Annotated in this window: 25 protein-coding genes; all 25 read left to right on the top strand. The window is 56.7% G+C overall.

The annotated features are described in order from the left end of the window. The first annotated feature begins 7 nt into the window (after nucleotides 1-7). The 25 genes from rpsS (at nucleotide 8) to bfr (ending at nucleotide 13,141) form a co-directional block, all read left to right on the top strand. On the top strand, nucleotides 8-283 hold the full coding sequence (gene rpsS, locus AB7M33_RS06490) for a 30S ribosomal protein S19 (protein ID WP_003255482.1): 276 nt from the start codon (nucleotides 8-10) through the stop codon (nucleotides 281-283). An 11-nt stretch (nucleotides 284-294) separates the two neighbouring features. Then, nucleotides 295-627, top strand: coding sequence for a 50S ribosomal protein L22 (gene rplV, locus AB7M33_RS06485; protein WP_003103908.1), 333 nt, complete (start codon nucleotides 295-297; stop codon nucleotides 625-627). Between the two features lie 13 nt (nucleotides 628-640). Further along, a complete protein-coding gene (gene rpsC, locus AB7M33_RS06480) occupies nucleotides 641-1,327 on the top strand; it encodes a 30S ribosomal protein S3 (RefSeq protein ID WP_003255481.1) in 687 nt (228 codons plus the stop codon). Between the two features lie 12 nt (nucleotides 1,328-1,339). After that, a complete protein-coding gene (gene rplP / locus AB7M33_RS06475; protein ID WP_003255479.1) occupies nucleotides 1,340-1,753 on the top strand; it encodes a 50S ribosomal protein L16 in 414 nt (137 codons plus the stop codon). Next, nucleotides 1,753-1,944: a 50S ribosomal protein L29 gene (gene rpmC / locus AB7M33_RS06470; protein ID WP_002555481.1), complete on the top strand. Its 192-nt coding sequence runs from the start codon at nucleotides 1,753-1,755 to the stop codon at nucleotides 1,942-1,944. The genes rplP and rpmC overlap by 1 nt, the downstream gene beginning before the upstream one ends. 2 nt (nucleotides 1,945-1,946) lie before the next feature. Continuing rightward, the gene (gene rpsQ, locus AB7M33_RS06465) at nucleotides 1,947-2,213 is read left to right on the top strand and encodes a 30S ribosomal protein S17 (protein WP_003255478.1); all 267 of its coding nucleotides are present in this window, start codon (nucleotides 1,947-1,949) and stop codon (nucleotides 2,211-2,213) included. Nucleotides 2,214-2,236: 23 nt separating this feature from the next. Continuing rightward, the gene (rplN, locus tag AB7M33_RS06460) at nucleotides 2,237-2,605 is read left to right on the top strand and encodes a 50S ribosomal protein L14 (protein WP_002555479.1); all 369 of its coding nucleotides are present in this window, start codon (nucleotides 2,237-2,239) and stop codon (nucleotides 2,603-2,605) included. Between the two features lie 11 nt (nucleotides 2,606-2,616). Next, the gene (rplX, locus tag AB7M33_RS06455) at nucleotides 2,617-2,931 is read left to right on the top strand and encodes a 50S ribosomal protein L24 (protein WP_003255476.1); all 315 of its coding nucleotides are present in this window, start codon (nucleotides 2,617-2,619) and stop codon (nucleotides 2,929-2,931) included. 20 nt (nucleotides 2,932-2,951) lie between these two features. Beyond that, on the top strand, nucleotides 2,952-3,491 hold the full coding sequence (rplE, locus tag AB7M33_RS06450) for a 50S ribosomal protein L5 (RefSeq protein ID WP_003255474.1): 540 nt from the start codon (nucleotides 2,952-2,954) through the stop codon (nucleotides 3,489-3,491). Nucleotides 3,492-3,504: 13 nt separating this feature from the next. Next, the gene (rpsN, locus tag AB7M33_RS06445; protein ID WP_012316516.1) at nucleotides 3,505-3,810 is read left to right on the top strand and encodes a 30S ribosomal protein S14; all 306 of its coding nucleotides are present in this window, start codon (nucleotides 3,505-3,507) and stop codon (nucleotides 3,808-3,810) included. 209 nt (nucleotides 3,811-4,019) lie between these two features. Then, on the top strand, nucleotides 4,020-4,412 hold the full coding sequence (rpsH, locus tag AB7M33_RS06440) for a 30S ribosomal protein S8 (RefSeq protein WP_027594873.1): 393 nt from the start codon (nucleotides 4,020-4,022) through the stop codon (nucleotides 4,410-4,412). 12 nt (nucleotides 4,413-4,424) lie between these two features. Further along, on the top strand, nucleotides 4,425-4,958 hold the full coding sequence (gene rplF / locus AB7M33_RS06435; protein WP_027594874.1) for a 50S ribosomal protein L6: 534 nt from the start codon (nucleotides 4,425-4,427) through the stop codon (nucleotides 4,956-4,958). A gap of 10 nt (nucleotides 4,959-4,968) precedes the next feature. Continuing rightward, nucleotides 4,969-5,319: a 50S ribosomal protein L18 gene (gene rplR / locus AB7M33_RS06430; protein ID WP_008089801.1), complete on the top strand. Its 351-nt coding sequence runs from the start codon at nucleotides 4,969-4,971 to the stop codon at nucleotides 5,317-5,319. 3 nt (nucleotides 5,320-5,322) lie between these two features. Further along, nucleotides 5,323-5,823, top strand: coding sequence for a 30S ribosomal protein S5 (gene rpsE, locus AB7M33_RS06425; protein WP_003255465.1), 501 nt, complete (start codon nucleotides 5,323-5,325; stop codon nucleotides 5,821-5,823). 2 nt (nucleotides 5,824-5,825) lie between these two features. Further along, nucleotides 5,826-6,002, top strand: a complete 177-nt coding sequence (gene rpmD / locus AB7M33_RS06420; protein WP_008089798.1) for a 50S ribosomal protein L30 — start codon at nucleotides 5,826-5,828, stop codon at nucleotides 6,000-6,002. A 3-nt stretch (nucleotides 6,003-6,005) separates the two neighbouring features. After that, nucleotides 6,006-6,440 carry a 50S ribosomal protein L15 gene (rplO, locus tag AB7M33_RS06415; RefSeq protein ID WP_003255461.1) on the top strand — a complete coding sequence of 145 codons (435 nt, stop codon included), beginning with the start codon at nucleotides 6,006-6,008 and terminating at the stop codon, nucleotides 6,438-6,440. Then, the gene (secY, locus tag AB7M33_RS06410) at nucleotides 6,441-7,772 is read left to right on the top strand and encodes a preprotein translocase subunit SecY (protein ID WP_003255459.1); all 1,332 of its coding nucleotides are present in this window, start codon (nucleotides 6,441-6,443) and stop codon (nucleotides 7,770-7,772) included. It abuts the gene before it with no gap. A 28-nt stretch (nucleotides 7,773-7,800) separates the two neighbouring features. Beyond that, the gene (gene rpmJ, locus AB7M33_RS06405) at nucleotides 7,801-7,917 is read left to right on the top strand and encodes a 50S ribosomal protein L36 (protein ID WP_002555468.1); all 117 of its coding nucleotides are present in this window, start codon (nucleotides 7,801-7,803) and stop codon (nucleotides 7,915-7,917) included. A gap of 131 nt (nucleotides 7,918-8,048) precedes the next feature. After that, nucleotides 8,049-8,405: a 30S ribosomal protein S13 gene (gene rpsM / locus AB7M33_RS06400; protein WP_003255457.1), complete on the top strand. Its 357-nt coding sequence runs from the start codon at nucleotides 8,049-8,051 to the stop codon at nucleotides 8,403-8,405. A gap of 18 nt (nucleotides 8,406-8,423) precedes the next feature. Further along, nucleotides 8,424-8,813, top strand: a complete 390-nt coding sequence (rpsK, locus tag AB7M33_RS06395; RefSeq protein ID WP_003255454.1) for a 30S ribosomal protein S11 — start codon at nucleotides 8,424-8,426, stop codon at nucleotides 8,811-8,813. A 15-nt stretch (nucleotides 8,814-8,828) separates the two neighbouring features. Further along, complete coding sequence (gene rpsD / locus AB7M33_RS06390) at nucleotides 8,829-9,449, top strand: 30S ribosomal protein S4 (RefSeq protein ID WP_009681977.1); 621 nt, start codon at nucleotides 8,829-8,831, stop codon at nucleotides 9,447-9,449. A 22-nt stretch (nucleotides 9,450-9,471) separates the two neighbouring features. Beyond that, nucleotides 9,472-10,473, top strand: a complete 1,002-nt coding sequence (locus AB7M33_RS06385; RefSeq protein ID WP_003255452.1) for a DNA-directed RNA polymerase subunit alpha — start codon at nucleotides 9,472-9,474, stop codon at nucleotides 10,471-10,473. 42 nt (nucleotides 10,474-10,515) lie between these two features. After that, nucleotides 10,516-10,902: a 50S ribosomal protein L17 gene (gene rplQ, locus AB7M33_RS06380; RefSeq protein WP_003255451.1), complete on the top strand. Its 387-nt coding sequence runs from the start codon at nucleotides 10,516-10,518 to the stop codon at nucleotides 10,900-10,902. Nucleotides 10,903-11,074: 172 nt separating this feature from the next. After that, nucleotides 11,075-12,514, top strand: a complete 1,440-nt coding sequence (locus tag AB7M33_RS06375) for a catalase (RefSeq protein ID WP_454242601.1) — start codon at nucleotides 11,075-11,077, stop codon at nucleotides 12,512-12,514. Nucleotides 12,515-12,676: 162 nt separating this feature from the next. Further along, complete coding sequence (bfr, locus tag AB7M33_RS06370) at nucleotides 12,677-13,141, top strand: bacterioferritin (RefSeq protein WP_008089766.1); 465 nt, start codon at nucleotides 12,677-12,679, stop codon at nucleotides 13,139-13,141. Nucleotides 13,142-13,157 lie beyond the last annotated feature (16 nt).

The following is a 13,157-nucleotide window of genomic DNA, read 5'->3' as shown; positions in this document are numbered from 1 at the left end:
TACGACAGTGCCACGTTCTCTGAAAAAAGGTCCTTTTATCGATCTTCACCTGTTGAAGAAGGTCGAAGTGGCGGTGGAGAAGAACGATCGCAAGCCAGTTAAAACCTGGTCGCGTCGCTCGATGATCCTGCCACAAATGGTCGGTCTGACCATCGCGGTTCACAACGGTCGCCAACATGTCCCAGTTCTCGTGAACGAAGACATGGTCGGCCACAAACTGGGCGAGTTCGCCGGTACCCGCACCTATCGCGGGCACGTGGCTGACAAGAAAGCCAAGCGTTAAGGGGTAAGGAAATGGAAGTAGCCGCTAAGTTGTCGGGCGCTCGCATCTCCGCCCAGAAAGCCCGCTTGGTCGCCGACCAGATCCGCGGGAAGAAGGTGGGCGAAGCGCTCAACCTGTTGGCCTTCAGCAGCAAAAAAGCCGCTGAAATCATGAAGAAAGTCCTCGAGTCGGCCGTTGCCAACGCCGAACACAACGAAGGCGCAGACGTTGATGACCTGAAGGTCTCCACCGTCTTCGTCAACGAAGGGCGTTCGCTGAAGCGCATCATGCCACGTGCCAAAGGCCGTGCTGATCGCATCGTCAAGCGGTCTTGCCATATCACTGTCAAGGTTGCGGACAAGTAACGGAGTCGATCAGATGGGTCAGAAAGTACATCCCACTGGCATTCGCCTGGGAATCGTCAAGGAGCACACCTCCGTCTGGTACGCAGACGGTGCTACTTACGCAGATTACCTGTTGAAGGATCTGAAAACACGTGAGTACCTCCAAGACAAACTAAAAAGCGCGTCCGTAAGCCGTATCGATATTCATCGTCCGGCTCAAACTGCACGCATCACCATCCACACCGCTCGTCCCGGTATCGTTATCGGTAAGAAAGGTGAGGATGTCGAGAAGCTGCGTCAGGACCTGACCAAGCAGATGGGTGTGCCTGTGCACATCAACATCGAAGAGATCCGCAAGCCGGAACTCGACGCTATGCTGGTTGCGCAGAGCGTAGCTCAGCAGCTGGAACGCCGCGTAATGTTCCGTCGCGCCATGAAGCGCGCCGTACAGAACGCCATGCGTATTGGTGCCAAGGGCATCAAGATCCAGGTGAGCGGTCGTCTCGGCGGCGCCGAGATTGCTCGTACCGAGTGGTATCGCGAAGGTCGTGTGCCTCTGCACACCCTGCGTGCCGATATCGACTACAACACCTACGAAGCTCACACCACTTACGGTGTGATCGGTGTGAAGGTTTGGATCTTCAAAGGCGAAGTTATTGGTGGTCGCCAAGAAGAACTGAAACCACAAGCACCAGCGCCTCGTAAAAAAGCTGCTAAGTAAGGGGTACGCCAAATGTTGCAACCAAAGCGTACAAAATTCCGCAAGCAGATGACTGGCCACAACCGTGGTCTGGCACTGCGCGGTAGCAAAGTCAGCTTCGGCGAATTCGCCCTGAAAGCTGTTGCTCGCGGTCGCCTCACCGCTCGCCAGATCGAGTCGGCACGTCGTGCTCTGACTCGTCACGTGAAACGTGGCGGTAAGATCTGGATCCGTGTCTTCCCGGACAAGCCGATCTCCAAGAAACCTCTCGAGGTTCGTATGGGTAAAGGTAAGGGTTCCGTGGAATACTGGGTTGCCCAGATCCAGCCAGGCAAAGTCCTGTACGAGATCGAGGGTGTTTCTGAAGAGCTGGCGCGCGAAGCTTTCGCCCTGGCTGCTGCAAAGCTGCCTCTCGCCACCTCCTTTGTTAAGCGGACGGTGATGTGATGAAAGCGAATGAACTTCGTGAAAAATCGGCACAGCAGCTGAACGAGCAACTGCTCGGCTTGCTGCGCGACCAGTTCAATCTGCGTATGCAGAAAGCAACTGGCCAGTTGGGGCAGTCGCACCTGCTCTCGCAAGTTAAGCGTGACATCGCTCGCGTGAAAACTGTGCTCAACCAGCAGGCAGGTAAGTGATCATGGCTGAAGCTGAAAAAACCGTCCGTACGCTGACTGGCCGTGTCGTCAGCGACAAAATGGACAAGACCATCACCGTTCTGATCGAGCGTCGCGTAAAGCACCCGATCTACGGTAAATACGTTAAGCGTTCGACTAAGCTGCACGCGCACGACGAAGCCAACCAGTGCAAGATCGGCGACAAGGTTTCCATCCGTGAAACCCGTCCGCTGGCCAAGACCAAGTCCTGGGCACTGGTTGAAGTCCTCGAACGCGCTGTTGAAGTCTAAGGGCTAGGGGTCGGAGAAATTTTATGATTCAGACTCAATCCATGCTCGATGTGGCCGATAACAGCGGCGCTCGTCGCGTCATGTGCATCAAGGTACTCGGCGGTTCGCACCGCCGTTACGCCGGCATCGGTGACATCATCAAAGTAACCGTCAAGGAAGCAATTCCGCGCGGTAAGGTCAAAAAAGGCCAAGTGATGACCGCTGTTGTCGTCCGTACCCGTCACGGTGTACGTCGCGCTGACGGTTCCATCATTCGTTTCGACGGCAACGCTGCTGTTCTGCTGAACAACAAGCAAGAGCCGATCGGCACTCGCATCTTCGGGCCAGTGACCCGTGAACTTCGTACTGAGAAGTTCATGAAGATCGTCTCGCTCGCCCCTGAAGTGCTGTAAGGAGATCCGACATGCAAAAGATTCGTCGTGACGACGAGATCATCGTGATCGCCGGCAAAGACAAAGGTAAGCGCGGTAAGGTGCTGAAGGTTCTCGCTGATGACCGTCTGGTCATCGGTGGCGTGAACCTGGTCAAGCGTCATACCAAGCCTAACCCGATGGCGGGCGTTCAGGGCGGTATCGTCGAGAAAGAAGCGCCTCTGCACGCTTCCAACGTTGCCATCTTCAACGGCGAAACCAACAAGGCTGACCGCGTTGGTTTCAAAGTAGAAGACGGTAAGAAAATTCGTGTCTTCAAGTCGACCCAAAAAGCGGTTGATGCTTGAACACTGCTAGGTAGAAGACCATGGCACGACTGAAAGAGATTTACCGGAACGAAATCGCTCCCAAGCTTAAGGAAGAACTTAAGCTGTCGAACGTGATGGAAGTTCCGCGCGTTACCAAAATCACCCTGAACATGGGTCTGGGCGAAGCGATCGGCGACAAAAAAGTCATCGAGCACGCTGTTGCCGACCTGGAAAAGATCACCGGTCAAAAGCCGGTCGTGACTTTCGCTCGTAAATCCATCGCGGGCTTCAAAGTCCGTGAAGGATGGCCGATCGGCGTCAAGGTGACCCTGCGTAGCGACAAGATGTACGAATTCCTGGACCGCCTGCTGGCGATCTCCCTGCCTCGGGTTCGCGACTTCCGCGGCCTGAATGCCAAGTCCTTCGATGGCCGTGGCAACTACAGCATGGGCGTGAAAGAGCAGATCATCTTCCCGGAAATCGATTACGACAAGATCGATGCTCTGCGCGGTTTGGACATCACCCTGACCACCACTGCTCGTTCGGATGACGAAGGCCGCGCTCTGCTGCGTGCTTTCAAATTCCCGTTCCGCAACTGATTGGAGTAGGAAAATGGCCAAGAAGAGCATGAAAAACCGCGAGCTGAAGCGTCAGCTCACGGTAGCCAAGTTCGCCAAAAAGCGTGCTGAGCTGAAAGCGACCATCGTCAACCTGAACGCCTCTCCAGAAGAGCGTTTCGCTGCCGTTGTCGCTCTGCAGAAGCAGCCACGTGATGCCAGCGCTGCGCGTCTGCGCAACCGTTGCCGCCTGACCGGTCGTCCTCACGGTGTATACCGTAAGTTCGGCCTGGGCCGTAACATGCTGCGTCAAGCGGCAATGCGCGGTGACGTACCAGGTCTGGTCAAGGCCTCCTGGTAATCGCTGCAGGTGTGATCCCGGTGGAAGGGGAGTAATCTTCCGACCGCCGGTGACCTCGCCAACAAACAAGCCCCTATATGGGGCTTGTTTCGTTTCTACCTTGTGTCTAGAATGACCGGCTCACCTGAGCCTGGGTTTTTTGCCCAATCCGCTCGGGTGGTTGTGATAGCCGCAAGGCTAATAATTCTTGTATCAGGAGCATCTAGCCCATGAGTATGCAGGACCCGTTAGCGGACATGCTAACTCGCATCCGTAATGCCCAGATGGCTGAAAAGTCCGTCGTAAGCATGCCTTCCTCTACGCTGAAGGTCGCGGTTGCCAAAGTTCTGAAGGATGAAGGTTACATCGCTGGCTACCAAGTCAGTGGCGAAGCCAAGCCCTCCCTGTCGATCGAACTGAAGTACTTCGAAGGCCGTCCGGTCATCGAGGAACTGAAGCGCTCCAGCCGTCCAGGCCTGCGCCAGTACAAGGCCGTTACCGATCTGCCGAAAGTACGTGGCGGTTTGGGCGTGTCTATTGTCTCCACCAACAAAGGTGTGATGACTGATCGCGCTGCGCGCGCTGCCGGTGTCGGCGGCGAAGTTCTCTGCACAGTGTTCTAAGGGGGGATAGACATGTCTCGCGTCGCTAAGAACCCCGTTAAGCTGCCATCTGGTGTCGAAGTCAAATTCGCCGGCCAGCAGCTTTCGGTGAAGGGTGCCAAAGGCACTCTCGAACTGAACGTTCACTCGTCTGTTGAAGTTACCGAAGAGTCTGGTGAGCTGCGTTTCGTCGCTCGCAATGGTGACCAGCAAGCTCGCGCCATGGCCGGTACTACCCGCGCTCTGGTCAACAACATGGTCCAGGGCGTAAGCCAAGGCTTCGAGCGCAAGCTCCAGCTGGTCGGTGTTGGTTACAAGGCACAGGCCAAGGGCACTATCCTGAACCTGGCCCTGGGCTTCTCGCACCCAGTGGACTACGAACTGCCAGCCGGTATCACCGCTGAAACGCCTAGCCAGACCGACATCCTGATCAAGGGTATCGACAAGCAGCTGGTAGGTCAGGTGGCCGCTGAAATCCGCGACTTCCGTCCACCAGAGCCTTACAAAGGTAAAGGTGTGCGTTACGCGGACGAAGTAGTCCGTCGTAAAGAAGCCAAGAAGAAGTAGGGCCTAGCAAATGACCGACAAAAAAGTTACTCGACTGCGTCGCGCTCGCAAAGCACGCCTCAAGATGCACGAACTCGAAGTCGTGCGCCTGTGCGTGTTCCGCTCCTCGCAGCACATCTACGCCCAGGTCATTTCGGCCGACGGCAGCAAGGTTCTGGCAAGCGCCTCGACCTTGGACAAAGACCTGCGTGATGGCGCCACTGGCAACATCGACGCGGCCACTAAGGTTGGCAAGCTGGTAGCTGAGCGTGCGAAAGCCGCCGGTGTATCTCAAGTTGCCTTTGACCGTTCCGGCTTCAAGTACCATGGCCGCGTCAAAGCGCTGGCTGATGCTGCTCGTGAAGGCGGGCTGGAGTTCTAAGTTATGGCAAATAACGATCAAAAGCGCGACGAAGGCTACATCGAGAAGCTGGTTCAAGTTAACCGCGTTGCCAAGACCGTAAAAGGCGGCCGTATCTTCACCTTCACCGCGTTGACCGTGGTTGGTGATGGTAAAGGTCGTGTCGGCTTCGGCCGTGGCAAATCGCGCGAAGTACCTGCTGCGATCCAGAAAGCCATGGAAGCTGCTCGTCGCAACATGATCCAGGTTGACCTGAAGGGCACCACCCTGCAGTACGCCACCAAGGCTGCCCACGGCGCCTCGAAGGTTTACATGCAGCCTGCCTCGGAAGGTACCGGTATCATCGCCGGCGGTGCAATGCGTGCTGTCCTGGAAGTTGCTGGCGTTCAGAACGTTCTGGCCAAGTGCTACGGTTCGACCAACCCAGTGAACGTGGTTTACGCCACCTTCAAGGGTCTGAAAGCCATGCAATCTCCTGAATCCATTGCTGCCAAGCGCGGCAAGAGCGTCGAGGAGATCTTCTGATCATGGCAACCGTTAAAGTAACGCTGATCAAGAGCGTCTCGGGCCGTATCCCTAACCACAAACTGTGCGTTAAGGGTCTGGGTCTGCGTCGCATCGGTCACACTGTAGAAGTCCAGGATACTCCCGAGAATCGCGGGATGATCAACAAGGCTTACTACATGCTGCGCGTCGAGGGTTAATCGATGAAACTCAATGATCTGAGTCCAGCGCCGGGTTCCCGTCGCGAAAAGCATCGTCCGGGTCGTGGTATCGGTAGCGGTCTGGGTAAGACCGGCGGCCGTGGCCACAAAGGTCAGACCTCCCGTTCGGGTGGTTCGATCGCTCCGGGCTTCGAAGGCGGTCAACAGCCGCTGCACCGTCGTCTGCCGAAATTCGGCTTCGTTTCCCTGAAAGCCATGGACCGCGCAGAAGTGCGTCTGTCCGAGCTGGCCAAAGTGGAAGGCGACGTGATCTCCGTGCAATCCCTGAAGGATGCCAACGTGATCAACCAGCACATTCAGCGTGTGAAAATCATGCTGTCTGGCGAAGTTACTCGCGCAGTCACCATCAAGGGCATCGCAGCCACCAAGGGTGCGCGTGCGGCTATCGAAGCAGCTGGCGGCAAATTCGAGGAATAAATGGCTAAGCAAGGTGCTCTCTCTTCGCTCGGTAAGGGCGGGATGTCGGAACTCTGGGCTCGTCTGCGCTTTCTGTTCATGGCGATCATCGTCTATCGGATAGGTGCGCATATCCCGGTTCCAGGCATCAATCCGGACCGTCTGGCGGATCTGTTTCGGCAGAATGAGGGGACCATTCTTAGCTTGTTCAACATGTTTTCCGGTGGCGCGCTTGAGCGCATGAGCATCTTTGCACTGGGGATCATGCCGTATATTTCGGCATCGATCATCATGCAGCTGATGACGGCGGTCAGCCCGCAACTGGAGCAGTTGAAGAAGGAAGGTGAAGCTGGCCGTCGCAAGATCAGCCAGTACACCCGCTACGGCACCGTTATCCTGGCGCTGGTCCAAGCCATTGGCATGTCCATTGGCCTGGCCAACCAGGGCGTGGCGTTTTCTGCAGGTCTTGGCTTCCATGTGGTCGCCGTCTCCACGTTCGTGGCAGGCGCGATGTTCATGATGTGGCTGGGCGAGCAGATCACCGAGCGCGGTGTGGGCAACGGTATCTCGATGTTGATCTTCGCAGGTATCGTTGCCGGTCTTCCGAGAGCAATCGGGCAGTCTTTCGAGTCTGCGCGCACAGGCGATATCAACATTTTCGCCCTGGTCGCTATCGGTTTGCTGGCAGTAGCGATTATCGGTTTCGTGGTGTTCATTGAGCGTGGTCAGCGTCGTATCGCCGTTCACTACGCCAAGCGTCAGCAGGGCCGCAAGGTCTTCGCTGCGCAGACCAGCCACTTGCCGCTGAAGGTGAACATGGCGGGGGTTATCCCGGCCATTTTCGCGAGCAGCATTCTGCTGTTCCCGGCTTCGTTGGGTGCCTGGTTCGGTCAGTCCGAAGGTATGGGCTGGCTGCAGGACATCTCGCAGTCGATCGCTCCTGGTCAGCCGTTGAACATTCTGCTGTTTAGTGCAGGGATCATTTTCTTCTGCTTCTTCTACACAGCGTTGATGTTCAACCCGAAAGACGTAGCGGAAAACCTGAAGAAGTCCGGTGCCTTTATTCCGGGTATCCGTCCTGGTGAGCAGTCGGCACGCTACATTGATGGCGTTCTGACCCGTTTGACCATGTTCGGTGCTCTATACATGATGGCCGTCTGCCTTCTGCCCCAGTTCCTGGTGGTGGCAGCAAATGTGCCGTTCTACCTTGGCGGGACCTCGTTGCTGATTGTGGTAGTGGTTGTGATGGACTTCATGTCCCAAGTACAATCGCACCTCGTTTCGCACCAGTACGAATCCCTGATGAAGAAAGCCAACCTGAAAGGCTACGGCGGCAGCGGTCTGCTGCGCTGATACGCCCCTAAGGTTCGAGGAGTCGGTAATGAAAGTTCGTGCATCGGTGAAAAAGCTGTGCCGTAACTGCAAGATCATCCGTCGCGAAGGCGTCGTACGAGTGATCTGCAGCGCAGAACCGCGTCACAAACAGCGCCAAGGCTGAGTGTGATCGTTGCTTCAAACCCAGCAGCTAGTGTGCTGCTGGGTTGATTATTCGTTTCTACAGCGATATTATCTCGCGCCCTATTTCTTGGCTTCCGGGGCGTAGGTAGCTGTCAATTGGAGTCCCACTGAATGGCCCGTATTGCAGGCGTCAACATTCCAGATAACAAGCATACTGTTATCTCGCTGACCTACATCTATGGTGTCGGTCGCACAACTGCGCAGAAGATCTGTGCAGACGCTGGTGTAAACCCAGCCGCTAAGATCAAGGATCTGAGCGACGAGCAAATCGAAACCCTGCGTGGCGAAGTCGCGAAGTTCACCACCGAAGGTGACCTGCGTCGTGACATCAACATGAAGATCAAGCGCTTGATGGACCTGGGTTGCTACCGCGGCCTGCGTCATCGTAAAGGTCTGCCGGTTCGCGGTCAGCGCACCAAGACCAACGCACGCACCCGTAAGGGCCCGCGTAAGCCGATCCGCAAGTAACCGCCCAGGAATATAGACATGGCAAAACCTGCTGCTCGTCCTCGTAAGAAAGTCAAAAAGACAGTGGTTGATGGCATCGCCCACATCCATGCGTCTTTCAACAACACCATCGTGACCATCACCGACCGTCAGGGCAATGCTTTGTCCTGGGCGACCTCCGGTGGTTCGGGTTTCCGTGGTTCGCGCAAATCCACCCCGTTCGCAGCACAGATCGCTGCTGAGCGTGCTGGTCAAGCTGCGCTGGAATACGGTCTGAAGAACCTCGACGTTAACGTCAAGGGTCCAGGTCCAGGTCGTGAGTCCGCCGTTCGTGCATTGAACAGCTGCGGCTACAAGATCGCCAGCATCACCGACGTGACGCCAATCCCGCACAACGGGTGCCGTCCGCCGAAGAAGCGTCGCGTGTAATCAGGAGACAGAAGAATGGCACGTTACATTGGTCCAAAATGCAAACTGTCTCGTCGTGAAGGCACCGATCTGTTCCTGAAGAGCGGCGTTCGCGCTCTGGAATCGAAGTGCAACATCGAAGCAGCCCCAGGTATCCACGGCCAGCGCCGTGGCCGTCAGTCCGACTACGGTACCCAGCTGCGCGAGAAACAAAAAGTCCGTCGTATCTACGGTGTTCTGGAGCGTCAGTTCCGCGGTTACTACCAAGCTGCTGCCTCGAAAAAAGGCGCAACCGGTGAGAACCTGCTGCAACTGCTCGAGTGCCGTCTGGATAACGTCGTCTACCGTATGGGCTTCGGCTCGACTCGTTCCGAGTCCCGTCAGCTGGTTTCGCACAAAGCGATCAGCGTCAACGGTAAGACTGTAAACATTCCATCCTACCAAGTTCGTCCGGGTGACGTGGTCGCGGTTCGCGAGAAGTCGCTGAGCCAGCTGCGCATTGTTCAAGCCCTTGAACTGTGCGCCCAGCGTGGCCGCGTTGAGTGGGTTGACGTGGATGCTGCTAAAAAGTCGGGCGTTTTCAAGAACGTTCCTGCTCGCAGCGACCTGTCTGCCGACATCAACGAGAACCTGATTGTCGAGCTCTACTCCAAGTAAGGGCTAGAAAATAGGTGCATCCATGCAGATTTCGGTAAATGAGTTCCTGACTCCCCGCCACATTGATGTGCAGGTAGTCAGTCCGACCCGCGCCAAGATCACGCTCGAGCCTCTCGAGCGTGGCTTCGGCCATACCCTGGGCAACGCGCTGCGCCGCATCCTGTTGTCCTCCATGCCTGGCTGTGCAGTAGTCGAGGCCGAGATCGATGGCGTACTCCATGAGTACTCCGCGATCGAAGGTGTTCAGGAAGACGTAATTGAAATCCTGTTGAACCTGAAAGGCCTGGCTATCAAACTGCACGGTCGTGACGAAGTTACGCTGACCTTGTCGAAAAAGGGTTCGGGGGTGGTTACCGCTGCCGATATTCAGCTGGATCACGATGTCGAGATCGTCAACCCCGATCACGTAATCGCGAACCTGGCGTCGAACGGCGCCCTGAACATGAAGCTCACCGTAGCTCGTGGTCGTGGTTACGAGCCGGCCGACTCCCGTCAAACCGACGAAGACGAAAGCCGTAGCATTGGCCGTCTGCAGTTGGACGCTTCGTTCAGCCCGGTGCGTCGTATCGCCTATGTGGTCGAAAACGCCCGTGTTGAACAGCGTACCAACTTGGACAAGCTGGTCATTGATCTGGAAACCAACGGCACCCTGGATCCTGAAGAGGCAATCCGCCGCGCTGCGACCATCCTGCAACAGCAGCTGGCCGCGTTCGTCGACCTCAAAGGTGACAGTGAGCCTGTCGTAGTCGAGCAGGAAGACGAGATCGATCCGATCCTGCTGCGTCCGGTTGACGACCTGGAACTGACTGTGCGTTCGGCCAACTGCCTCAAGGCGGAGAACATCTACTACATCGGCGACCTGATTCAGCGTACCGAAGTAGAGCTGTTGAAGACTCCTAACCTGGGCAAGAAGTCCCTGACTGAAATCAAGGACGTCCTGGCCTCTCGTGGTCTGTCTCTCGGCATGCGCCTCGACAACTGGCCGCCTGCAAGTCTTAAGAAAGACGACAAGGCGACCGCCTGATCGTCGTAATCACCGAACGTAGTGTTTGGTAAGGAATGAATCATGCGTCATCGTAAAAGTGGACGTCACCTGAGCCGTACCAGCTCTCACCGCAAAGCTATGTTCCAGAACATGGCTGTGTCGCTGATCGAGCACGAGCTGATCAAAACCACCCTGCCGAAAGCCAAGGAACTGCGCCGCGTTGCCGAGCCGCTGATCACCCTGGCCAAGGAAGACAGCGTTGCTAACCGTCGTCTGGCCTTCGACCGTACCCGTTCGAAGTCCGCTGTTGGCAAACTGTTCAACGATCTGGGCAAGCGTTACGCCACCCGTCAGGGCGGCTACCTGCGCATCCTGAAGTGCGGTTTCCGCGCTGGCGACAACGCGCCTATGGCGTACGTCGAGCTGGTTGATCGTCCAGTCGGTGGTGCTGTAGAAGCTGCCGAGTAAGACGTTCTGTCTGCTACAAAGAACCGGGCCTTGTGCCCGGTTTTTTGTGCCTGCAAGTATTGTTAATTTCTATTGATACAAGTCATGTAATGAATTTGTCCTGAAGCGACCGCTCGTCAATACTCCTATCCAAGCCGATTAGCCGGCAGTTCTAGACCGATAAGGAGAGCCCATGAGCAAGATTCTCACCACCGCCAGCGGTGCACCCGTAGCTGACAACCAGAATTCCCGCTCTGCCGGCCCTCGCGGCCCGCTGCTGCTCGACGATTTCCACCTGATCGAGAAGCTCGCCCACTTCAACCGCGAGAACATCCCAGAACGTCGTGTTCACGCCAAGGGTTCGGGGGCGTACGGCACCTTTACCGTTACCCGCGACATCACCGGCTACACCAGCGCCAAGCTGTTCGAACAGATCGGCAAGCTGACCGAAACCTTCCTGCGCTTCTCCACGGTAGGTGGCGAACGTGGTTCGGCTGACACCGAGCGTGATCCGCGTGGTTTCGCCGTCAAGTTCTATACAGAGGAAGGCAACTGGGACATCGTGGGCAACAACACCCCGGTGTTCTTCATCCGTGACCCGCTTAAGTTCCCGGACTTTATCCACACCCAGAAGCGCCACCCGCAGTCCAACCTGAAGAACGCGCAAATGATGTGGGACTTCTGGTCACACTCGCCCGAGGCGCTGCACCAGGTCACCATCCTGTTCTCTGACCGCGGCATCCCGGACGGCTACCGTCACATGCACGGCTTTGGCAGCCACACCTATAGCCTGATCAGCGCCGCCGGTGAACGTACCTGGGTGAAGTGGCACTTCAAGACCCAGCAAGGCATCAAAAACCTCGCCCCTGCCGACGCTGCACGCTTGGCCGGTACAGACCCGGACTACGCCCAGCGCGACCTGTTCGAGGCCATCGAGCGCGGCGACTACCCGCGCTGGACCGTCTGCATCCAGGTGATGACTGAGGCCGAGGCCGCCAGCCGTGACGAGAACCCGTTCGATGTGACCAAGACCTGGTCGCAGAAGGACTATCCGCTGATTGAGGTGGGCGTACTGGAGCTCAACCGTAACCCGCTCAATTACTTCGCTGAGGTCGAGCAAGCGGCGTTTGGCCCGAGCAACATGGTCCCAGGTGTCGGGCTGTCGCCTGACCGTATGCTGCAGGGCCGGGTGTTCGCCTACGCCGATGCGCACCGCTACCGCGTGGGGACCAACCACCAGCAGTTGCCGGTCAACGCGCCGCGCTCTGCGGTCAACAGCTACCAGCGTGATGGTTCGATGGCTATTGGAAGCTACGGCAGCGCGCCGAACTACGAGCCCAATAGCTATGGCGATGCACCCAAGCAGTCGCCACGCCATGCTGAGCCTGCCCTGGCCCTGAATGGCTCGGCTGATCGCTACGATCACCGTGAGGACAATGACTACTACAGCCACGCCGGTGCACTGTTCCGCTTGATGAACGAACAGCAGAAGGCCCTGCTGATCAGCAACATCGCGGGCGCCATGGCAGGCGTGAGCGACGATGTCATCCAACGCCAGTTGCAGTACTTCTTCAAGGCCGACCCGGCCTACGGTGAGGGCATTGCCAAGGCGCTGGGTGTGAATCTCGCCTAAGTCGAAGTGATAAGAAGAACCGCCCTCATTTGGGCGGTTTTTCAATGAATATCACTACTGTTTAACCGATTTTTTGCATCTAATTGCGCGTTTTTCAGTGACCGCGAGCAAAACGTGGTTCACACTATGTCCATTGATGTTTTCACATGGAGAAGCAGGGCGATGCAAGGTCACCCGGACGTAATCAACTACCTCGTCACGTTGCTGAAGGGCGAACTGGCAGCACGCGACCAGTACTTCATTCACTCGCGTATGTATGAAGACTGGGGCCTGTCCAAGCTCTACGAGCGCATCAACCACGAGATGGAAGAAGAAACGCAGCACGCCGACGCGCTGATGCGCCGCATCCTCATGCTCGAAGGCACCCCCGACATGCGCGCGGATGACCTCGAAGTGGGCAGCACTGTGCCGGAGATGATCGAAGCCGACCTTAAGCTGGAATACAAGGTCCGCGCCGCGCTGTGCAAAGGCATCGAGCTGTGCGAGCTGCACAAGGACTACATCAGCCGCGACATCTTGCGCGCGCAGTTGGCTGATACCGAAGAAGATCACACCTACTGGCTGGAGAAGCAGCAGGGCCTGATCAAGGTTATCGGCCTGGAGAACTACCTGCAGTCGCAGATGTAAGTTATCCACAGTCAAT

The organism is Pseudomonas sp. Y3 TE3536 (assembly GCF_053629175.1).
This window is presented reverse-complemented; position numbering and strand designations above follow the sequence as displayed.